Below are 21,136 nucleotides of genomic sequence, written 5' to 3' on the forward strand. Positions count from 1 at the left end.
GTGCGAAAATTTCACGTCCAACGGGCGTGTAACGGAACGAGAGCCGAGGATTACATGAACGAGACCATTTCCACCCGCGTGCTTATTCTGGGGTCGGGCCCGGCGGGCCTGACGGCGGCCATCTATGCGGCCCGGGCGGCGCTGGAGCCGGTGCTGGTGTCGGGCATCCAGCCGGGCGGCCAGCTGACCATCACCACCGAGGTGGAAAACTTCCCCGGCTTTGCCGATCCCATCCAGGGGCCGTGGCTGATGGAGCAGATGCAGGCGCAGGCGAAGAACGTGGGCGCCACCATCGTCTCCGAGCACATCATCGACGTGGATCTCTCCCAGCGGCCGTTCCGCCTGACCGGCGACTCCGGCACCGTGTTCCTGGCCGAGACGCTCATCATCTGCACCGGCGCGCAAGCCCGCTGGCTGGGCCTGCCGAGCGAGCAGAAGTTCCAGGGCTTTGGCGTGTCCGCCTGCGCCACCTGCGACGGCTTCTTCTACCGCAACAAGGAAGTGGTCGTGGTCGGCGGCGGCAACACCGCCGTCGAGGAAGCCCTGTTCCTCACCAACTTTGCCTCCAAGGTGCGTCTGGTCCACCGCCGCGACTCGCTCCGGGCGGACAAGACCAACCAGCAGCGCCTGCTCAGCCACCCCAAGGTGGAGGTGATCTGGGACAGCGTGGTCGAGGAGGTGCTGGGCACCGACGAGCCGCTGGGCGTGACCGGTGTGCGCCTGAAGAACGTCAAGACCGGCGAGACCAGCGAGATCGCCACCGACGGCCTGTTCATCGCCATCGGCCATGATCCGGCCACCAGCCTGTTCAAGGGCAAGCTGGACATGGACGAGGAAGGCTACATCCTCACCCGCCCGGACTCGACCGCCACCTCGGTGCCGGGCGTGTTCGCCGCGGGCGACGTGAAGGACAAGGTCTACCGTCAGGCCGTCACCGCTGCGGGCATGGGCTGCATGGCGGCGCTGGAGGCCGAGCGGTTCCTCGCCCACCAGACGGAGCCCGCCCTGGCGGCCGAATAAGGCCGCAGGGGGCAGGGGCGCGCGGGCAGGGGCGGCCCGGATTTGGTCAGCATCGGTCAGGTATCGAGCGTAGCGAGCGGGGGCGGGGCATGGACTGGGAGAAGCTGAGGCTCTTTCACATCGTGGCGGAAGCCGGCAGCTTTACCGAGGCCGCCAAGCGGCTGCACCAGAGCCAGCCCGCCCTCTCGCGCCAGATCCAGGCGCTGGAGGCGACGCTCGGCGCGGCGCTGTTCCACCGCCACGCCCGGGGCCTCGCCCTCACCCACGAGGGCGAGCAGCTGCTGGAGGCCGCCCGGCTGGTGGCCGAGCGCATCGATTCGGTGGAGCGGTCGATCCAGGCCACCCGCACCCGGCCCTCGGGCGAGCTGCGGGTGACGACCACCGTCAGCTTCGGCTCCACCTGGCTCATCAAGCACATGCGGGACTTTCTGGAAACCTACCCGGATATCCGCATCAACCTGCTGCTCTCGGACGACGACATCGACCTGTCCACCCGGCAGGCGGACGTGGCTCTGCGCTTCCACGAGCCCAAGCAGTCGGACCTCATCCAGAAGCATCTGGCGGACACGCGCTATTTCATCTGCGCCTCGCCCGCCTATCTGGAGAAGTACGGCACGCCCCAGACGGTGGAGGAGCTGGATCACCACCGGCTGGTGGTCTACGGCTCCTTCGCGCCCGAGCCGATCCGCGACGTGAACTGGATTCTCAGCGTCGGCCGCTCGGCGGGGCGGCGCACGCCGATCCTCTCGGTCAACAACATCTATGCGCTCACGCAAGCCATCGAGGACGGCATCGGCATCGGCACCCTGCCGGCCTATCTGCTGCACGCCTCGGACCGGCTGGTGCCGGTGCTGCCGGAGCTGGTCGGACCGCGTTTCCCCATCTACTTCGTTTATCCGCGCGAGCTGAAGCGCTCGATCCGCGTCGCCGTGCTGCGCGACTTCCTCGCCAGCCGCGCAACCCAGGAATCGCTGGGCGGCTGAGCCCCGCGCGGACGCGCAAGGCGCCCCGTCCTCAACAGAAGTCAGAAATCAGGAGAAAAGAGAAGGGGAGCGGCGGCAGCTGCCCCCCGGCGCTGCCGTATGCCGCAATTTTTTAGGGCTCCCCCAAGGCCTATGCAAAAAACGCATGGCTCTATTGCGGAATGATGCTCTACCGGAGAGAGCTCCAAAACCGCATATAGATCGCGTGTTGCATTGCAGCGACGCGTTCGGAGCTCCTCTCCTCCCCCCTTGAGGTTCCGAACCAGATCCGACAGGTCCTCCCCCCTCTCGGATCTTCCCGCTCCATCTCCCCCCGATGGAGCGTCCCTATGCTGACTAGGCCGGGCTTTCATGCCCGGCCTTTTTTTTGTCCGCGGCAGATTGGCGCAATCTTGGCAGGCGCGCAAGCATCAGAATGCAGAAAATCGCGCCATAGAGCAGGGGCTCCGGCTGGTTTCCCTTCACCAGCAGCCAGAAATGCAGCACGCCCAGCGCGCCGGTCAGGTAGACCAGCCGGTGAAGCCGCTGCCAGCGGCGCGCGCCGAGCCGGCGAATCGCCCGGGCGGTGGAGGTGAGGGCAAGCGGCAGCATGAGAACGAGCGCGCTCATGCCGAGCGTGATGTACCAGCGCTTCAGGATGTCCGCCCAGAGCTCGGCCACCGAGAACGCCCGGTCCAGCCCGAAGTAGAGCAGCAGATGGAGGACGGCGTAGGTGAAGGCATAAAGGCCGCACATGCGCCGGACGGCAACGAGCGTCGGCAGGCGCAGGAGCGTCGCCAGCGGGCTCACCGTCAGGGTCAGCAGCAGGCAGCGCAGCGCCCATTGCCCGGTGTGGTGGATGGAGGCCTCGACCGGATTGACGCCGAGGCCGCCGCCGCCCTCCGCCAGCAGGCGGACCCATTGCAGCGCCAGCCATGCCAGCGGCAGCGCGAGCGCGACAAAGGTGGCGGGCTTCAGCACCAGACGAATCCGGCGCGCGGTGGCGGGACGTGTCACGGGCGGCGGCCCTCCGGGTCCGGTCAGTAGAAGCGGCGCAGGTCCATGCCCTTGTAGAGCCCGGCCACCTGCTCGGCGTAACCATTGAACAGCAGGGTATCGCGGCGCCGGAATTCGCCGATTCGCCGCTCCTTCGCCTGGCTCCAGCGCGGGTGGGAGACCTCCGGGTTCACGTTGGAGTAGAAGCCGTACTCGCGCGGATTGGAGAGGTTCCAGGACGTGGGCGGCTGCCTGTCGGTGAGGCGGATGGAGACCACCGACTTGATGCTCTTGAAGCCATATTTCCACGGCACCACCAGGCGGATCGGCGCGCCGTTCTGGTTCGGCAGCACCCGGCCGTAAAGCCCCACCGCCAGCAGGGTGAGGGGATGCAGGGCCTCATCCAGCCGCAAGCCCTCCACATAGGGCCAGTCCAGCACCGCGCCGCGCTGGCCGGGCATCTGCTTCGGGTCGTGGAGGCTGGTGAAGGCTACGTAGCGGGCGTCGGCCTCTGGCTCCACCAGCTTGAGGAGCGCCGCCAGCGGAAAGCCCACCCAGGGAATGACCATCGACCAGCCCTCGACACAGCGCAGCCGGTACACCCGCTCCTCCAGCGGGAAGGCCTTGAGAAGCTGGTCCACATCGAAGCGCCGGGGCTTGTGCACCTTCCCGTCCACCACGACGGTCCACGGCCGGGGCCGCAGCGTGTGCGCCCGGGCGGACGGGTCGCCCTTGTCCGTGCCGAATTCGTAGAAGTTGTTGTAGGTGGTGATCGCCTTGAACGGCGTCCGCTCCTCCCGGGTCGAGAACGGGCCGGGCGTGTAGTCCAGCGCGGCAAGCGCCGCCTCCGGCTCCGCTTTCGCGCAGGCCGGCAGCAACCCGGCCGCCACCATGGCCGCCAGCCACTCCCGCCGGTTCAGATACAGCGCCTCGGGCGTCGCCTCGCGCTCAGGCAACGACAGATCAGAAGGCTTGCGAATGAGCATGGCGGCACCTCCGTGTGGGGAGGAGTCTATGGGAATCAGGATCTCTTTGCAGGGGGAACTAGTTCCCCCTGACCGCGCAGGCGGTCATGCTGTCGATTTTTGGCCCCTGTTCGTTTTTCGGGCCGCACCGGGTCGACCTGTTGTGCGTCCCTGATTGCGGCGCTGCCAGGCGTCCTCCCTGAGCTGGGACGCGACTCCGCTCCAGCAAAGCTCGGCCCGATACATCCACCCCTCAAAGAAAAGGGCCGCGCCCCTGGTTAGAGGACACGGCCCGTTTTACGAAGGGGAGGTTGCCACGAGGGGCAAGCCCCTCCTGCTTAAAATCCCCAAGACCCAACGGCGCTTACTTCAGCGCGGCGCAGGCCTTCTGGATGCGGGTGCAGGCTTCCGTCAGCACCTCGGTGGAGGTGGCGTAGGAGATGCGGAAGTGCGGCGACAGGCCGAAGGCCGCGCCGTGGACGACGGCGACGCCCACCGATTCCAGCAGGTAGGTGGCCACGTCCTCGTCGGTGTTCAGCACCTTGCCGTCCGGGGTGGTCTTGCCGATGAGGCCGGCGCAGGACGGATAGACGTAGAACGCGCCTTCCGGGGTCGGGCAGGTGATGCCCTCGGCCTCGTTCAGCATCTTCACGACGAGGTCGCGGCGCTGCTGGAACACCTTGGCACGCTCCTTGAGGAAGTCCTGCGGGCCGTTGAGGGCGGCGACGGCAGCGGCCTGCGAGATGGAGCACGGGTTGGAGGTGGACTGGGACTGGATGGCCGAGATCGCCTTGATGAGCTGCTTCGGGCCGCCCGCGTAGCCGATGCGCCAGCCGGTCATGGAATAGGCCTTGGACGCACCGTTCATGGTGAGGGTGCGGTCATAGAGCCTGGGCTCGACGGCGGCGATGGTGGCGAACTTGAAGTCGTCGTAGACGATGTGCTCGTACATGTCGTCCGACAGGATCCACACGTGCGGGTGCTTGAGCAGCACGTCGGCGAGGCCGCGCAGGTGCTCGGCGGTGTAGGCCGCGCCCGACGGGTTGGACGGCGAATTCAGGATGACCCACTTGGTCTTCGGCGTGATGGCCGCGTCCAGCTGCTCCGGCGTGATGCGGAAGCCGGTGTCGATGGTGGCCTCGATGAACACCGGGGTGCCGCCCGCCAGCAGGGTCATGTCCGGGTAGGACACCCAGTAGGGGGCCGGGATGATGACTTCATCGCCCGGATTGAGCGTCGCCATCAGCGCGTTGAAGATGGTGTGCTTGCCGCCCGAGTTCACGGTGATCTGGTCGATCCCGTACTCAAGGCCGTTCTCGCGCTTGAACTTCTCGGCCACGGCCTTCTTCAGCGCCGGGGTGCCGTCCACGCCGGTGTACTTGGTCTGGCCGCTGCGGATGGCTTCGATGCCGGCTTCCTTGATGTGGTCCGGGGTGTCGAAGTCCGGTTCGCCCGCGCCGAGGCCGATGACGTCCTTGCCCTGGGCCTTCAGCTCGGCAGCTTTGTTGGTGACCGCAATGGTGGGAGACGGCTTGATACGGCCGAGGGCGGCGCTCAGAAAGCTCATCGGGGGCATTCCTCTTTTTAAGTCTACTGGAGTGCAAGCCTTAAAAGGCGGCGCACCGTAGTGCAGGGGACTGCGCCGTTCAAGCGGACTGGGCAAAGTGGTAAAACGCCGCACGATACTGATGCGCGTGTGCAACAAAGTTGTGATTTATTGCCTATGGACGCGACTGATGTTTCAGCCGCGTCCATGGGTTGAAACAAAATTACGGGTTGTCGCGCTTCAAATCTTCGCCGGCGTTCTGGATCGCCTCGCCGGCGGAGTCGAGGGCTTCGCCGGTCTTGCGCTTCGCCGCCTCGGCGCCGGCCTCGATGTTCTCGCCCGCGCGGTCGGCGGCATCGCTGGCCTCGCGGCCGAACTCATCCAGTTCCTGGCTCGCGTCCTGGCCGAATTCGTTCAGTTCGGAGCCGGCTTCGTCCGCGCCCTGGCGAGCGTCCGCCGCAGCTTCATCCACCGCCCGGCCCGCATCGGCGCCCGTCTGCTCGGCGCTCTGGTCGCACGCCGCCAGGCCGAGAAGGGCAATCGCGGCTGCCGCCGGGAGGAGCGTGGTCGGAAACTTCGTCATGGGCATTCTCCTGTTGATCCACTCTAAGGAACGAGAAGGGTGTGCATCCGCTTCATGGATACGGTTGTTAAACGGTTGCGACGCTAGAACGGTTGCGAAGCTGAACGGTGGCACAAGAATTTAACTGGTGATCAGCCTTGCCATGCACCCGCACAGCCCGATATCGTTCCCTCAGGGGATGCCGGCGTTTGGGCTCCCGGGGGAAGAGCACAAGCCAGGGCAAATCCAGCTGGGGCCGAATTACTGACATGCTTTCGCCAGAAGCGACCGACTACGTAACCTTCGGTCCGGGATTTGCGCCCCGCGTACTGGTTCTTGTCGATACGGAAGAGGATTTCGACTGGAGCCAGCCCATGAGCCGCAGCAACGTCTCGGTGGGCTCCATCACCAAGCTGGAGCGGGCGCACCGCCTGTTCCTCGGCTATGGCATCACCCCCTGCTACCTGATCGACTACCCCATCGCCACCACGCGCCAGAGCATCGATGTGCTGAAGCCCTGGGTGGAGGAGGGCAACTGCATCATCGGCAGCCAGCTGCACCCGTGGGTGAACCCGCCCTTCATCGAGGAGCTGACCCGGGCCAACTCGTTTGCCGGCAACCTGCCGTTCGAGACGGAGCGGGCCAAGCTGCTGGCGCTGACCGAGGCCATCGAGGGCAGCTTCGGCGCGCGGCCGCGGGTCTACCGCGCCGGACGCTATGGCGTCGGCCCCAACACCGCCCGCATCCTCACCGAACTCGGCTATTCGGTGGATGTCTCGGTGCGGCCGTTCTTCGACTATGCGGACGAGGGCGGCCCCAACTTCCGCCGCATCCTGCCCCAGCCCTACTGGGCGGACCCGGAGCAGCAGCTGCTGGAGCTGCCGCTGACCACCACCTTCACCGGCCTCCTGCGCGGATTCGGGGAGGACGTCTACGCCGCCGCGTCGCGGATGCGGCCGATGACGGCGCTGCTCTCCCACAGCCGCCTCCTCAACCGGGTGACGCTCTCGCCCGAGGGGATGCCGGTGGACGAGGTGATCCCCGCGCTCAAGGTGCTGGCGGCGCAGGGGCAGAAGATCTTCTGCATTTCCTTCCATTCGCCCTCGCTGGAGCCGGGCAACACCCCGTATGTGCGCAGCTACGCGGACCTGGAGGCGCTCTACGGCTGGCTGAACGAGGTACTGACCTTCCTCATCGCGACGATCGGCTGCAAGCCCGCCACACCGTTCGACATTCTGGCCGAAGCCCGCATGGGCAGCGAAATGGCCGCCATTCAGGCCTGATCGCGGCGGGGGGGTTGTCTAAGTATTTGAAAATAGCGTTTTAATTTTGTGCGGCCCCGCCTCGGTGCGCTGAAATCCTCTGGCCATGGCCCGCAAGATTTGATAACGGAATAACGGTTCTCTGGGGCCTGTAGCTCAATGGTTAGAGCTGGCCGCTCATAACGGCTAGGTTGCGGGTTCGAGTCCTGCCGGGCCCACCAGACTCCCCGAAACCCCTCATCCTCTCCGATCCGGCTCTCCGGGCTCTGATCCGGCCTGGCGGGTGTCCGGGCGGCGGCTCCGTCCCGGTGCGCGGCCGATATGCTTGCTGCAAGCATGTTCTTCCGGTTTGTGCAGGCTTGACCCGCCGAAAGCCAGCGGTCAGAACAGAGACCTCGTTCAAGAGGTAGGCATGACGACGACAGCCGAACAAATCGCGGCGCTCAGTTTTGAGGCGGCCCTGGAAAAGCTGGAACAGATTGTGCACCGGCTCGAATCCGGCGAGGCCAGCCTTGAGGACTCCATTGATCTGTATACGGAAGGCACGCTCCTCAAACAGCATTGCGAAAGCAAGCTGAAGGACGCCCAGGCCCGCATCGAAAAGCTCCAGATCGGCGCGGACGGTGCGCCCCGGGGCGCAACGCCTTTCGACACCGAATAGCGAGTAGGATCGCCATGCACCCGCCCCCAGCGTTGAAGCCCGCTCTCGACGCGCTTGCGCAGGCCATGGACGCGCGGTTCGACCGGTTGCTGACCGTGCCGGACGATCCGCGCCGCCGTCTCTACGAGGCCATGCGCCACGCCACCATGGACGGCGGCAAGCGCATGCGCCCGCTGCTGACGGTTGCCGCCTGCGACCTGTTCGGCGTGGACAAGGAGCGCTCGCTGCGCGTCGCCCTCGCGATCGAATGCGTGCATTGCTACAGCCTGGTTCATGACGACCTGCCGTGCATGGACGATGACGACATGCGGCGCGGCAAGCCCACGGTCCACAAGGCGTTCGACGAGGCGACCGCCGTGCTGGCGGGCGACGCGCTGCTGACGCTCGCCTTCGAGATTCTGGCGGACGAGGCCACGCACGAGGACCCCAACATCCGCGTCCAGCTCATTCAGGAGCTGGCGAAGGCGGCGGGTCCGGCGGGCATGGTGGGCGGTCAGGCCATGGACCTGGCGGCGGAGACCACCACGTTCGACCTGCCGACCACGACCCGGCTCCAGCAGCTCAAGACCGGTGCCCTGCTCGCCGTCTGCATCGAGGCGGGCGCCACCATGGGCAAGGCCAGCGCGGATGTGCGGCAGCGCCTGCGCGCCTACGCGCACGACCTTGGCCTCGCGTTCCAGATCGCTGACGACCTGCTCGATGCGGAAGGCTCCTCCGCCCGCACCGGCAAGGCTGTCGCCAAGGATGCCGCCGCGGGCAAGGCCACCTTCGTGTCGCTGCTCGGCATCGAGCGGGCGCGCCAGCAGGCGGACTTCCTGATCGATCAGGCGATCGGACATCTGGCGAGCTTCGGCGCCGAGGCGGACCTGCTCCGCGCCATCGCGCGATTCGCCATTGAACGGGATCACTGAGGCCTCAGGCGCGCAGCCGGGCTTCGGCCAAGGGGGGACAAGAGAAGACATCATGGCAGATCAGTCGATTATCCATCGGCCTCGGGTCGGCGTGTACCCGGGTACGTTCGATCCCATCACCCGGGGGCACCTCGACATCATCCGGCGCGGCGCCAAGCTGGTGGACCGGCTGGTGGTGGGCGTTGCCACCAATCCCTCCAAGTCCCCCATGTTCACGCTCGAGGAGCGGGTGACGCAGGTGCGGCGAGAGGCGGCCAAGGTGGCGCCGAACGTGGAAGTGGTCTCGTTCAACTCGCTGCTGATGAAGTTCGCCGAAAGCCAGGGCGCGGACGTCATCATCCGCGGCCTGCGCGCGGTCTCGGATTTCGAGTACGAATTCCAGATGGCCGGCATGAACCAGAAGCTGAACCCGGACGTGGAGACCGTGTTTCTCATGGCGGATGTGGCGCTGCAGCCCATCGCCTCGCGTCTGGTGAAGGAAATTGCCATTTATGGCGGTGACATCACGGCCTTCGTGCCTGAAAGCATTGCCGAAGAGGTGCGGGCGCGGGTAGAGCGCAGATGATGCAAAAAACAATTCAGAATCGACCGAGCGGGTTCCAACAGATGACGCGGCGCACGCTGCTGAGCCTCCTGGCGCTCCTCGGACTGACAGGAGGTGTTATGGCTCAGACTGAAACGAACGGCGTGCCGGCGGGCATCGACCGGGAAAACGTGCTGGTGATCGAACTTTCCACCGGCGGCGTGGTGAAGATCGCCATGCGCCCGGACAAGGCCCCCAACCATGTCGAGCGCATCAAGCTGCTGGCCCGCGAGGGTTTCTACAACGGCACCATCTTCCACCGGGTGATCGAGGGCTTCATGGCCCAGGGCGGCGACCCGACCGGCACCGGCATGGGCGGCTCCCAGTACCCGGACCTGAAGGCCGAGTTCAACGATCTGCCGCACCTGCGCGGCACCGCCTCCATGGCGCGCGCGGGCGATCCCGACAGCGCCAACAGCCAGTTCTTCATCTGCTTCCAGCCGTCGTTCTTCCTCGATGGCCAGTACACGGTGTGGGGCCGGGTGATCGAGGGCATGGAAGCCGTCGATGAAATCGCCCGCGGCGAGCCGCCGGCCAACCCGACCAAGATCGTCAGGGCCTATGTGGCCGCCGACGCCGCCAAGGCAGAGGGCGAGGGCGCGGCCGAGTAAGCCGGGCGACACGTCTGCACGATGCGAAGGGGAGGCAACCGCCTCCCCTTTTTCGTTCGAGAAGGGGGAGCGTTCTACGACCCTGGGCCGATGGCGGGGTGCCTGCGTCGATGTTAGAGTCCGTCAAAAGGAGAACGGCCATGGTCGCATGCAGCGCAGGAAAAGAGACGCTCTACCGGGTGGATACCGGCCCGGCTCTTCCGGGCGAGGGCGTTTTCACCAACTGGCGCATGCCGGACGGCAGGCTCGTGGTCTCGATGCGGCGAGACGTCTATGAGGCCGCGTTGGAGGCAGCCAATACTGTTCTTCGTCGGATCATGAAAGAAAAAGAATATCTTAAACCGTGACGACAAAGAGCCCGATATTTGAGACACTGCGGGTTGATGGTGGAAATGTGGAGGCGCTGACGGCTTACGCGCTCTACAAATGCCACAAGAGAGCCTGGGCGCGTGATTTCGAACGGGGGCATGGTCGCCCGCCGACCCAGGAGGAGAACATGGCCTTCGCACGGGCGGTCTCCACACCTGATCAGCTGGAGCGCATCGCGAAGGCGCCCGGAACATGTTGATCGTCTTTGCCCGGCAGTCGGTGGAAGACGTTCGCCCCATCATAGAACAGGAGGCAATCACGGCCGGGATCGAACAGGCGGCGGCGCAAGTGGAGCTGCGCAGCTCTTTTGTCCGGCAGGTGGGGCAGGGGCTGGTGGCCACCGCAATCAATACATTCGTTTTGATCATGCTGGCCCTTGGCATCCGGTTGATGGGTGTGGATTTGCTTTCGGTGCTCAGCCAGATCGGCTCGGCGTAAAGGACTTGGCGCACGTTCGGGGCTGTCTGGTTCGCAGGCATATACCCGTGAGTACGCCCGCGTCATGACGGGCACGTCCCGATCAAATCCTGTTCTTCAAATCCTGTCGTCCAGCGCGCCCCTGAAACGCGGCCCGGAAAACGAACAGGGGGTGCAGGGGGATTACAGATCCCCCTGCATATATCCTGTTGATCCACCTGTGCGCCTGTGGCGGCGACGGGCAAACCTCGGCGCTGCACAAATTGCGAAAACCGGCTACAAGGGCGGCCAGTTTTTCCCGCCGCAAGCGAGTAACCCATGCGCGTAGACCTGTTCGACTTCGATTTGCCGGAGGATCGCATCGCCCTGCGGCCGGCCTCCCCGCGCGACAGTGCGCGGATGCTGGTGGTGCATCCCGGCGGCGCGCTGGAGGACAGGGGCGTCCTTGATCTGCCGGAGTTCCTGCGTCCGGGCGACGTGCTGGTCTCCAACGACACCCGGGTGCTGCCGGCCCAGCTGTTCGGCACGCGGGGAGAGGCGAAGGTGGGCGTGACGCTGCACAAGCGGGTCGATGCCCGGCGCTGGCATGCGTTCGTGAAGAACGCCAAGCGGCTGCGTGCGGGCGACCGGGTGGTGTTCAGCCCGAACCTCTCCGCCGTTGTGGAGGACAAGCTGGCGGACGGCTCGGTTGCCTTCCTGTTCGAGTGCGAGGGGCCGGTGGAGGCGGCGCTGATGGAGGCGGGCACCATGCCGCTGCCGCCCTACATCGCCAGCCGCCGCCCGGCGGACGAGAAGGACGCGGAGGACTATCAGACCGTGTTTGCCCGTCATCAGGGCTCGGTTGCCGCGCCGACGGCGGGGCTGCACTTCACCGAGCGGCTGCTGGCGGCGCTTGATGCGCGCGGCGTCGAGCGGGTGACGGTGACGCTGCATGTGGGGGCGGGCACCTTCCTGCCGGTGAAGGTGGAGGACACCACCGCCCACCGGATGCACAGCGAATGGGGCGAGGTGACGCCGGAGGTGGCGGCGAAGCTCAACGCGGTGAAGGCGCGGGGCGGGCGGATCGTGTGCGTTGGCACCACGTCGCTGCGCCTGATCGAGAGCGCGGCGGACGAGAGCGGCGTCATCCACCCGTTCAAGGCGGAGACGGACATCTTCATCACCCCCGGCTATCGCTTTCGGGCGGTCGATGTGCTGATGACCAACTTCCACCTGCCGAAATCGACCCTTTTCATGCTGGTCTCCGCCTTCTCCGGCCTTGAGACCATGAAGGCGGCCTACGCCCACGCCATCGCCAGCGGGTACCGGTTCTATTCCTACGGTGACGCCAGCCTGCTGTTCCGCTACGAGGCCAAGTCATGAGCGAGCGTTTCAAATTCGAGATCAAGGCGACGGACGGCAAGGCCCGCACCGGCGTCATCCACATGCTGCGCGGCGAGATCCGCACGCCCGCCTTCATGCCGGTGGGCACGGCCGCCACGGTGAAGGCCATGCGCGTCGAGGAGGTGCGGGCGACGGGCGCGGACATCATCCTCGGGAACACCTACCACCTGATGCTGCGGCCGACCGCGGAGCGGATCGCGCGGCTGGGCGGCCTGCATAAATTCATGAACTGGCACCGGCCGATCCTGACGGATTCCGGCGGCTATCAGGTCATGTCGCTGTCTTCCCTGCGCAAGATCACGGAGGAGGGCGTCGCCTTTGCGTCCCATATCGACGGGTCGCGGCATGTCCTGACGCCGGAGCGCTCCATGGAAATCCAGCGCCTGCTGGGCTCGGACATCGTGATGGCGTTCGACGAGTGCACGCCGCACCCGGCCAGCCACGAGGTCGCCGCCCGGTCCATGCGCATGTCCATGCGCTGGGCCAGGCGCTCGCGCGACGGGTTCGACAGCGGTGAGGAACACGCCGCCCGCGCCGCCCTGTTCGGCATCCAGCAGGGCAGCCTCTATCAGGACCTGCGCAAGGAATCCGCCGAGCGGCTCATCGAGATCGGCTTCGACGGCTATGCGATCGGCGGCCTTGCCGTCGGCGAGGGACAGGGGCCGATGTTCGAGGTGCTGGACTACGCGCCCGGCTTCCTGCCCGCCGACCGGCCGCGCTACCTGATGGGCGTGGGCAAGCCGGATGACATCGTGGGCGCGGTGCTGCGCGGGGTCGACATGTTCGACTGCGTGCTGCCCACCCGCTCGGGCCGCAACGGGCAGGCGTTCACCAGCCACGGGCCGGTCAACATCCGCAACGCCAAACACAAGGAAGACACCGGGCCGCTCGACCCCGAATGCTCCTGCCCGGTGTGCACCACCTACAGCCGCGCCTACCTGCACCATCTGGTGAAGGCGGGCGAAATCCTCGGCGCCATGCTGATGACCCAGCACAACATCCACTTCTACCAGACCATGATGCAGGGCCTGCGCGACGCCATCGCCGAAGGTCGGGTGGACGCCCACGCCCGGGCCTTCCTGGAGAAGTACAAGGGCGGCCAGGAAGGGTAGGAGAGGCGGGAGGTTTATTCGGGAAATCGAGATCTGCAGGAGGGGCTTGCCCCTCCTGCACCTCCCGTTCCTTAATCGGGACGTGCGAGGGGGAAGGTGGGCGTAGGACTGGATTTGTCTTGTCCGGTCGCGCCCTTGTCCGCCTCGATGCCAGCCTTGCTGCCGTTTCAGAAGGCGCCTCCGGTTCTGCCGGGCGCGGCCCGTTCAGTCCCCTGTCTCCAGAAGTCGCCTGGGCGGATGTCAGGCGCGGCCCGGTAAACGAACGGGGTGCAGGGGTCCAAGACCCCTGCCCTGCGGAGCAGAAACCTACCGCATCTGCACATACCGCCCCGGCGCGTCCTCGATTGCCGGATAGTCCGGGTGGCTGCCGGGGATGCGCGCCGGAACGTCGGGCCCGAGTTGGGGCGCGAGCCAGGCCTTCCAGTCCGGCCACCAGGAGCCCGGCCGCTCCTCGGCGCGGGCGAGGAAGTCGTCCAGCGTCTCGGGGAGTGTCTCCGCCAGGTGGTCGCTCACCCAGTGCTGGTATTTGCGCGCCTCGGGCGGGTTGACGACGCCCGCGATGTGGCCCGAGCCCGCCAACACGAACCGCAGCGGGCCGGAGAGGTGGCGGGTGAGCTTGTAGACCGACCGCGCCGGGGCGATGTGGTCTTCCCGCCCGGCCTGAATGTAGGCGGGGATCCGGATGCGGGTGAGATCGATCGGCACGCCCGCAAGGGTGATGCCGCCGGGCTGGACCAGCCGGTTGTCCAGATACATGTCCCGCAGATATTCCATCAGCATGGCGCGGGGCAGGCGGGTTGAATCCGAGTTCCAGAACAGGAGGTCGAAGGGCGGCGGCTCGCGGCCCAGGAGGTAGTTGTTGACCACGTAGTTCCAGATCAGGTCGTTGGCGCGCAGCATGTTGAAGGTGGCGGCCATGTAGCGGGAGTCGAGAACGCCGGTCTCGGCACACAGCTGCTCCAGCGTCTGCAACTGGGTTTCATCGACCAGCGCGCGCAGGTCGCCCGCCTCGGAGAAATCCACCTGCGCGGTGAAGAAGGTGGCGGAGGAGACCAGATCCTCGCGCCCCTGCGCCGCCAGCCACGCCAGCGTCGGGGCGAGCATGGTCCCGGCCACGCAATAGCCGATGGTGTGGACGGAAGGCGCGTCGCAGATGGTGCGCACCGTCTCCATCGCCGTGATGAAGCCTTCCTGCATGTAGTGCGCGAGGCCGACGTCCTGATGCTCGGGGCCGGGGTTGACCCACGAGATCACGAACACCGTGAACCCCTGTTCGACGCACCACCGCACGAAGGACTTCTGGGGCGTCAGATCAAGGATGTAGAACTTGTTGATCCACGGCGGCGCGATGAGAATGGGGATCTGGCGCACCGTGTCGGTGACGGGCTGGTACTGGATGAGCTGGAACAGCCGGTTCTCGAACACCACCTTGCCGGGCGTGGCGGCCACGTTCTCGCCCACGGTGAAGGCGGCCTCGTCCGTCAGGCTGATGAAGCCCTTCTCCAGATCGTTCAGCAGGTTCTCGAAGCCGCGCAGCAGGTTCTGCCCCTGCTCCTCGAGGGTGGCTTTCATCACCTGCGGATTGAGGTGCGGGAAGTTGGACGGGGCGAGCGCGTCCGCCCACTGCCGGGCGAAAAAGCGCAGCTTGGTGCGGGAGGCGTCGTCCAGCCCCTCGATGCCCTCCATCAGGCGCAGCCAGTGCTCGCTGGCCAGCAGATAGCTCTGGCGCATCAGGTCGAACGCCGGGTGGGACTGCCACTCGGGCGCGGCAAAGCGGCGATCGCTCCGGGCCTCCTCCTGCGGCGCGGCCTCGCCCGCGGGCGGAGTGAGACTCTGGGCGGCCGCCTGCCAGAGCGCGGAGACCTCCTGCAGAAACCGCGTCTGGTGGTCCATCAGCCGGTGGGGGTTGGACAGAAGGCTGGCCCCCACCCGGGCCCCGAGGGGCAGGAGGCCGAAGGGGTCGAGCGGCAGGGGGCGACTCGCCCGGCTCTGGCGCAGCCAGAACTCCAGCTGGAGCTGCTGGGCGCGCCCCAACAGACGCATCCAGTGTTGGAATCTTTCATAAGACCCCGATTGTGCCAGCCCGTATAACGTATTTTGGTCGGTCATCGAAATTTTCTTGCGCCTGTTCGCGATAAAGCGGGGCTACCTGACGCCATTCATACTCGCCTTCGATTCCGCCACGGCCTATAAGACTGGCTGGCTTGCCGAGCCTAACCCAGCGTCGGGATGGACGGAAGCCGCTTACATTCAAACATGAAGGTTCAGACCAATGATCGATGAGGAATTCTATCGCGTGAAGCGCCTGCCGCCCTATGTGTTCGCGGAAGTGAACGCAATGAAGGCAGCCGCCCGAGCGCGTGGCGAAGACATCATCGATCTGGGCATGGGCAACCCGGATACGCCGCCGCCGGCCCACGTGATCGAGAAGCTTGCCGAAGTCGCGCGCAAGCCGGATGCCCATGGCTACTCCGCCTCCAAGGGCATCAAGGGTCTGCGCAAGGCGCAGGCTGCCTACTATGCCCGCCGTTTCGGCGTCGAGCTGGACCCGGAGACGGAAGTGGTCGTCACCCTCGGCTCCAAGGAGGGGCTGGCCAACCTCGCCCAGGCGATCACCGCGCCGGGCGACATTATTCTCGCGCCCAACCCGAGCTATCCCATTCACGCCTTCGGCTTCATCATCGCGGGCGCGGCCATTCGCCATGTCCCTGCCGCGCCGGGGCCGGATTTCATGAAGAGCCTTGAGAACGCGGTGCGCTACAGCGTGCCCAAGCCGACGGCCATCGTGATGGGCTACCCGTCCAACCCCACCGCGCAGGTGGTGGGTCTGGACTTCTACGCCGAGGTGGTGGACTTCTGCCGCAAGCACGAGATCTGGGTGCTCTCCGATCTCGCCTATGCGGAGATCTACTTCGACAACAACCCGCCGCCCTCCATCCTTCAGGTGCCGGGCGCGAAGGACGTGGCGGTGGAGTTCACCTCCATGTCCAAGACCTACAGCATGGCCGGCTGGCGCGTGGGCTTTGCCGTTGGCAACAAGAAGCTCATCCAGGCGCTCACCCGGGTGAAGTCGTACCTCGACTACGGTGCGTTCACGCCGATCCAGGCGGCGGCTGTCGCCGCGCTCAATGGCCCGCAGGACTGCATCGAGCAGGCCCGCCAGCTCTACAAGCAGCGGCGCGACGTGCTGGTGGAAAGCTTCGCCCGCGCCGGGTGGGAGGTGCCGCCGCCGCCCGCCTCCATGTTCGCCTGGGTGCCGGTTCCGGCACCCTTCCGCGAGATGGGCGCGCTGGAGTTCTCCAAGAAGCTGCTCACCCAGGCGCAGGTGGCGGTGGCGCCGGGTGTCGGCTTCGGCGAGCTGGGCGAGGGCTATGTGCGAATCGCGCTGGTGGAGAACGAGCACCGCATCCGCCAGGCGGCCCGCAACATCCGCCGGTTCTTCCAGGCCGAAGGGCTGAATGTGCCCGGCCCGAAAGCTGCGGCCGAATAGCCGCATGTCCATGCCAAGGGCGGCCCGGCCCGAGCGGCGGGCCGCCCGAAGCAGAGCAACTGCATGGCCGGGGCTGCTCCCGGCCATGCGCATCCGGCGCGGTCCGCACGAGACCCGGGGTGGCGGCAGCTTGGCACGGACGCGCAAGCCCTAGCCAAAGCCTTTGACACTCGCTAGGACCATCGCCGATGGGAATGGGATGAGAATGTCTGACAAGCCTTTACGCGTCGGCTTGGCGGGACTGGGCACTGTCGGTGCCGGCCTGGTCAAGCTCCTTGCAGAGAACGCCGAACTGGTGAGCCGCCGGGCCAACCGGCCCGTGGTGATTACCGCCGTCTCCGCGCGGGACCGCACCCGCGATCGGGGCGTCGACCTCTCCGGCTTCGCCTGGGTGGACAATGCGCCCGATCTGGCGCTGCGGGAGGACGTGGACGCGGTTGTCGAGCTGATCGGCGGCTCGAACGGGCCGGCGCTGACGCTGGCCAGGGCGACGCTGGGCGCGGGCAAGCCGTTCATCACCGCCAACAAGGCGATGCTCGCCCACCATGGCATCGAGCTGGCCGAACTGGCGGAACGGAACAACGTGGCGCTTAAGTTCGAGGCGGCGGTCGCGGGCGGCATCCCGGTCATCAAGGGGATGCGCGAGGGTCTGGCGGGCAACCGCGTCGAGGCTGTCTATGGCATTCTCAACGGCACCTGCAATTTCATCCTCTCGGCCATGGAGCGGGAGGGCAAACCGTTCGACAGCGTGCTGAAGGAGGCGCAGAGCCTGGGCTATGCCGAGGCCGATCCCACCTTCGACATCGACGGCATCGACGCGGCCCACAAGCTGTCGATCCTCTCGTCGCTGGCCTTCGGCACGAAGATCAACTTCGCGGGCGTCTCCACCTGCGGCATCCGCAACGTCGCGCCTGCCGACATCGATTACGCGCGGGCGCTGGGCTATCGCATCCGCCTCATCGGCACGGCGCGTCTGGAAGACGGCAAGCTGTTCCAGCGGGTGCACCCGTGCCTCGTGCCGGAGACCCATCCGCTCGCCCATGTGACCGACTCGCTGAACGCCGTGGTGGTGGAAGGCAACTGCGTCGGGCAGCTGGTGTTCCAGGGCCGGGGCGCGGGCGAGGGGCCGACCGCGTCCGCCGTTGCCGCGGACCTCATCGATGTGGCGCGCGGGGAATGGGGCCCGGCCCTCTCCATGCCGGCGCATCTGCTCACCGACACGCCGGCCGCTGATCCGATGAAGCACATCGGTCGTTATTATATCCGGTTGACGGTTGTGGATCGCCCCGGCGTGCTGGCCGAACTCACCGCGATCCTGCGGGATCTGTCCGTTTCGGTCGAAAGCGTCATCCAGCGCGGCATCGCGCCGGCCGGGGGCGTCTACTTCGTGCTGACCACCCACGATGGTCCGCAACAGGCGATCTCCAGCGCCCTGGAGCGGATCGGTGCACTTGAGAGTGTCACCTCTGCGCCGGTAATGATGCACATCCTTGATTTCTAACGGTCACGAGAGGCCTTTTCATGACTCAGACTCCTTCCCAGATTCTCGACCGCATTTGGGTGCTTGAGATGGTGCGCGTCACCGAAGCCGCCGCCATCGCGGCGGCCAAGCTGATCGGACGCGGCAACGAGAAGGCGGCGGACGCGGCGGCGGTGGAAGCCATGCGCGAGGCGCTGAACCGGCTGCCCTTCAACGGCACCGTGGTCATCGGGGAAGGCGAGCGCGACGAGGCGCCGATGCTCTACATCGGCGAGAAGGTGGGCTCGGATCAGGACGGCCCCGCGATCGACATCGCGCTCGACCCGCTGGAAGGCACCACCATCACCGCCAAGGCCGGAGCCAACGCCATGGCGGTGCTGGCCATTGCCGAGGCCGGCCACCTGCTCAACGCGCCGGACGTCTACATGGACAAGCTCGCCATCGGTCCGGGCTACCCGGAAGGGCTGGTTGATCTCGACTTCAGCCCGGCCGAGAACGTGCGCCGCTTCGCCGAGGCCAAGGGCGTGAAGCCCGAGGACGTGATGGTGTGCGTGCTGGACCGTCCGCGCCACGAAGCCCTCATCCGCGAACTGCGCGAGGTCGGTTGCGGTATCAAGCTCATCCCGGACGGCGACGTGGCCGGCGTGATCGCCGTCACCAACCCCGAGGAAACCACCATCGACATGTACATGGGCTCGGGCGGTGCGCCCGAAGGCGTGCTGGCAGCGGCCGCCCTGCGCTGCATCGGCGGCCAGATCCAGGGCCGGCTCATCTTCCGTAACGAGGATGAGAAGGAGCGCGCCCGCCGCGTCGGCATCACCGACTTCAACCGCAAGTACAAGCTGGAAGAACTGGCGTCGGGCGACGTGATCTTCGCCGCCACCGGCGTCACCGACGGCGCGCTGCTGGAAGGCGTGAAGCGCAAGCCGGGCGGCTGGTTCACCACGGAATCGCTGGTGATGCGCGCTTCCTCCGGCACCGTGCGCTACGTCTACGGCGAGCACCGCCGCAAGAAGCTGTAAGCGATATCACAGCGCTGACATCGGCAGGGCCGGGGGGTGATCCTCCGGCCCTGTCTGTTTTGGCCAATTGGTTAATGCAGCCTAGCCTTGCTCAAAGGAAAAATGGCTTGGTGAGTGCTTAGAACTGGCAGCGCTGGCCGAAAATGCACTTATTTCATCACAGAGGCTGTCGGCCTAACCTCTTGAATCATTATTACTGCGTAATATATAAAGAGTAACAGAGGGTCGCAACAGATACCAAGAGGATGGTTGTGGCTAAGCAGGAATTTGATGATTTGCTTTCGCGCATGGGGGCGATTGCAGAAGCAGTAAATGCGTTTCAGTCCGAGATTGTTCAGAAGGAGGCATTCACGGCGCTAATAGCTGCGTTTGCGAATGGAACTGTCCATGCTCGCCAATTGTCAATTGCCCAACCTCTTGACTTTGTAGAGCCTGCTTCAAACGACGAGGCTGCTGTCGTTGAGGTGCCGACAGCGAAAAGTGTGACAGGTAAGCAGCGTGTGAAGAAGTCTAAAAATGGCGGGACGGCTAAGGCGGAATGGGCGTTGGTCAAAGAATTAAATTTACGTCCTGAGGGAAAAAAATCTTTCTACGAATTTATCGACGAAAAGAAGCCGAAATCGAATGAAGATAAATATGCAGTTATTGTTTATTATTTGCAGCACATTTTGAAATTGCCTGCCGTCTCAATTAACGAGGTCGGGACAGTATTTCGACTGGTGCCGGCTTGGCGGGAACCAAAGTCCGTTATGACAGGTTTGCGAGTTGCAGCATCCCGCAAAGCAACTATTGATACAAGCAACTTTGAAGATATTAAGACGACGCCTCACGGGCGAAATTTCGTGGAGCATGATTTGCCGGCTCCGGAGAAGCCGAAGAAATGAGGGCATCTTTCTGTCCGGAACTCGCACTTTCTCATGTCCCTGAGGGGCTGCGGGCCCCTCTTTTGGAAGAGTATAATAAGCTTATCCGGAATTTCAGAGAAAACCGGTGGGAGCCTGCGGAACTAAATGGGGGAAAATTGTGCGAGATTGTTTACTCTATTCTGGATGGTTACGTTAACGGGGTGTTTCCAGCATCTCCTTCAAAGCCACGGAATATGATAGATTCTTGTAAAAAGCTCGAGCAGGCTGAAGGATTTCCGCGGTCGGTCCGTATTCAAATTCCACGTATGCTCGTTGCTCTCTATGAGATACGCAACAATAGAAATGTTGGGCATGTAGGGGCTGATGTTGATCCAAATCATATGGATGCGTCAGTAGTTTTGGCGATGGCCAAGTGGATCTTGGCTGAGTTAGTTAGGATATTTCATGGAGTAAGTACGGAGAAGGCAGCTATAATAGTTGACGGCCTGACCGAAAGAAATGTCCCTATTATTTGGAAGGTTGACGAGAGAAGGCGTGTTTTATCTTCCAAATTGCCTGCTAGAGATAAATTATTATTGCTAGTCTATGACTCTTCTGGTGAAATTACTGGAAGAGAAGTTGCAGAATCTATCGAGTATAAGAATTTTTCACAGTTTCGAAAAAAGATTATCATACCGGCCCACAAAGAGGCGCTTGTGGATTACGATCCTAAAAACGATAGATTGCTAATATCGCCCTTGGGAATTAAGTATGTCGAGGATAATATACCTTTTTCGATTTAGTTAAAATATTATCTTTTATATTTATATATTTGAAATAAGGTTTTTTGATGCCTTCAGTATATTTTAGTTGTGTTGCGCGATAGACGTTGTCTTGCTTTAGTCCATGCTTCCCCCACCCCGCCGCTCTCCGGCCATG

Annotated in this window: 21 protein-coding genes and 1 tRNA gene; 17 read left to right on the forward strand and 5 right to left on the reverse strand. The window is 64.6% G+C overall.

The annotated features are described in order from the left end of the window. Positions 1 to 54: 54 nt before the first annotated feature. A complete protein-coding gene (gene trxB, locus ACSJJU_RS12485) occupies positions 55 to 1,020 on the forward strand; it encodes a thioredoxin-disulfide reductase (protein ID WP_435915856.1) in 966 nt (321 codons plus the stop codon). Between the two features lie 89 nt (positions 1,021 to 1,109). Then, on the forward strand, positions 1,110 to 2,003 hold the full coding sequence (locus ACSJJU_RS12490; RefSeq protein WP_435915858.1) for a LysR family transcriptional regulator: 894 nt from the start codon (positions 1,110 to 1,112) through the stop codon (positions 2,001 to 2,003). 336 nt (positions 2,004 to 2,339) lie between these two features. On the opposite strand, the gene ACSJJU_RS12495 is transcribed toward ACSJJU_RS12490, so the two are convergent. The 4 genes from ACSJJU_RS12495 to ACSJJU_RS12510 form a co-directional block, all read right to left on the reverse strand. After that, a complete protein-coding gene (locus ACSJJU_RS12495; protein WP_435915859.1) occupies positions 2,340 to 2,999 on the reverse strand; it encodes a sulfite oxidase heme-binding subunit YedZ in 660 nt (219 codons plus the stop codon). Positions 3,000 to 3,022: 23 nt separating this feature from the next. Further along, positions 3,023 to 3,964, reverse strand: coding sequence for a protein-methionine-sulfoxide reductase catalytic subunit MsrP (gene msrP, locus ACSJJU_RS12500; protein ID WP_435915861.1), 942 nt, complete (start codon positions 3,962 to 3,964; stop codon positions 3,023 to 3,025). A 343-nt stretch (positions 3,965 to 4,307) separates the two neighbouring features. Then, positions 4,308 to 5,510, reverse strand: coding sequence for a pyridoxal phosphate-dependent aminotransferase (locus ACSJJU_RS12505; protein WP_435915863.1), 1,203 nt, complete (start codon positions 5,508 to 5,510; stop codon positions 4,308 to 4,310). A 202-nt stretch (positions 5,511 to 5,712) separates the two neighbouring features. Beyond that, positions 5,713 to 6,072, reverse strand: a complete 360-nt coding sequence (locus ACSJJU_RS12510; RefSeq protein WP_435915865.1) for a hypothetical protein — start codon at positions 6,070 to 6,072, stop codon at positions 5,713 to 5,715. Positions 6,073 to 6,320: 248 nt separating this feature from the next. Here ACSJJU_RS12510 and ACSJJU_RS12515 point away from each other — a divergent pair, with 248 nt between their 5' ends. The 10 genes from ACSJJU_RS12515 (at position 6,321) to tgt (ending at position 13,360) form a co-directional block, all read left to right on the forward strand. Further along, complete coding sequence (locus ACSJJU_RS12515) at positions 6,321 to 7,334, forward strand: polysaccharide deacetylase family protein (RefSeq protein WP_435915866.1); 1,014 nt, start codon at positions 6,321 to 6,323, stop codon at positions 7,332 to 7,334. A 124-nt stretch (positions 7,335 to 7,458) separates the two neighbouring features. Then, a tRNA-Ile gene (locus tag ACSJJU_RS12520) sits at positions 7,459 to 7,534 on the forward strand. Positions 7,535 to 7,725: 191 nt separating this feature from the next. Beyond that, positions 7,726 to 7,974, forward strand: coding sequence for an exodeoxyribonuclease VII small subunit (locus ACSJJU_RS12525; RefSeq protein WP_435915867.1), 249 nt, complete (start codon positions 7,726 to 7,728; stop codon positions 7,972 to 7,974). 14 nt (positions 7,975 to 7,988) lie between these two features. Then, positions 7,989 to 8,885 (forward strand): polyprenyl synthetase family protein, encoded by an 897-nt coding sequence (locus ACSJJU_RS12530; RefSeq protein WP_435915869.1) that lies wholly within the window; start codon positions 7,989 to 7,991, stop codon positions 8,883 to 8,885. Between the two features lie 52 nt (positions 8,886 to 8,937). Next, positions 8,938 to 9,450 carry a pantetheine-phosphate adenylyltransferase gene (gene coaD, locus ACSJJU_RS12535; RefSeq protein WP_435915871.1) on the forward strand — a complete coding sequence of 171 codons (513 nt, stop codon included), beginning with the start codon at positions 8,938 to 8,940 and terminating at the stop codon, positions 9,448 to 9,450. A 98-nt stretch (positions 9,451 to 9,548) separates the two neighbouring features. Beyond that, positions 9,549 to 10,079 carry a peptidylprolyl isomerase gene (locus tag ACSJJU_RS12540; RefSeq protein ID WP_435915872.1) on the forward strand — a complete coding sequence of 177 codons (531 nt, stop codon included), beginning with the start codon at positions 9,549 to 9,551 and terminating at the stop codon, positions 10,077 to 10,079. A 140-nt stretch (positions 10,080 to 10,219) separates the two neighbouring features. Further along, positions 10,220 to 10,426, forward strand: coding sequence for a hypothetical protein (locus ACSJJU_RS12545; protein ID WP_435915873.1), 207 nt, complete (start codon positions 10,220 to 10,222; stop codon positions 10,424 to 10,426). 214 nt (positions 10,427 to 10,640) lie between these two features. Beyond that, on the forward strand, positions 10,641 to 10,886 hold the full coding sequence (locus tag ACSJJU_RS12550; protein ID WP_435915874.1) for a hypothetical protein: 246 nt from the start codon (positions 10,641 to 10,643) through the stop codon (positions 10,884 to 10,886). 297 nt (positions 10,887 to 11,183) lie between these two features. After that, positions 11,184 to 12,227: a tRNA preQ1(34) S-adenosylmethionine ribosyltransferase-isomerase QueA gene (queA, locus tag ACSJJU_RS12555; protein WP_435915876.1), complete on the forward strand. Its 1,044-nt coding sequence runs from the start codon at positions 11,184 to 11,186 to the stop codon at positions 12,225 to 12,227. After that, complete coding sequence (gene tgt, locus ACSJJU_RS12560) at positions 12,224 to 13,360, forward strand: tRNA guanosine(34) transglycosylase Tgt (RefSeq protein WP_435915877.1); 1,137 nt, start codon at positions 12,224 to 12,226, stop codon at positions 13,358 to 13,360. Before queA ends, tgt begins: the two co-directional genes overlap by 4 nt. A 306-nt stretch (positions 13,361 to 13,666) precedes the next feature. Here the strand turns inward: tgt and ACSJJU_RS12565 are convergent, their stop codons facing one another. Further along, positions 13,667 to 15,403 (reverse strand): PHA/PHB synthase family protein, encoded by a 1,737-nt coding sequence (locus ACSJJU_RS12565; RefSeq protein ID WP_435915878.1) that lies wholly within the window; start codon positions 15,401 to 15,403, stop codon positions 13,667 to 13,669. Between the two features lie 232 nt (positions 15,404 to 15,635). Between ACSJJU_RS12565 and ACSJJU_RS12570 the strand changes: the two genes are divergently transcribed. The 5 genes from ACSJJU_RS12570 (at position 15,636) to ACSJJU_RS12590 (ending at position 21,000) form a co-directional block, all read left to right on the forward strand. Beyond that, positions 15,636 to 16,850 carry an LL-diaminopimelate aminotransferase gene (locus ACSJJU_RS12570; RefSeq protein WP_435915905.1) on the forward strand — a complete coding sequence of 405 codons (1,215 nt, stop codon included), beginning with the start codon at positions 15,636 to 15,638 and terminating at the stop codon, positions 16,848 to 16,850. A gap of 205 nt (positions 16,851 to 17,055) precedes the next feature. Then, a complete protein-coding gene (locus ACSJJU_RS12575; RefSeq protein ID WP_435915879.1) occupies positions 17,056 to 18,351 on the forward strand; it encodes a homoserine dehydrogenase in 1,296 nt (431 codons plus the stop codon). A gap of 20 nt (positions 18,352 to 18,371) precedes the next feature. Next, the gene (gene glpX / locus ACSJJU_RS12580; RefSeq protein WP_435915880.1) at positions 18,372 to 19,352 is read left to right on the forward strand and encodes a class II fructose-bisphosphatase; all 981 of its coding nucleotides are present in this window, start codon (positions 18,372 to 18,374) and stop codon (positions 19,350 to 19,352) included. Between the two features lie 251 nt (positions 19,353 to 19,603). Beyond that, on the forward strand, positions 19,604 to 20,236 hold the full coding sequence (locus ACSJJU_RS12585; protein WP_435915881.1) for a hypothetical protein: 633 nt from the start codon (positions 19,604 to 19,606) through the stop codon (positions 20,234 to 20,236). Beyond that, on the forward strand, positions 20,233 to 21,000 hold the full coding sequence (locus ACSJJU_RS12590) for a hypothetical protein (protein ID WP_435915883.1): 768 nt from the start codon (positions 20,233 to 20,235) through the stop codon (positions 20,998 to 21,000). The genes ACSJJU_RS12585 and ACSJJU_RS12590 overlap by 4 nt, the downstream gene beginning before the upstream one ends. Positions 21,001 to 21,136: the final 136 nt, after the last annotated feature.

This window comes from Pedomonas sp. V897, from assembly GCF_051304405.1.
Taxonomy (GTDB): Bacteria; Pseudomonadota; Alphaproteobacteria; order Sphingomonadales; family Sphingomonadaceae; genus Pedomonas.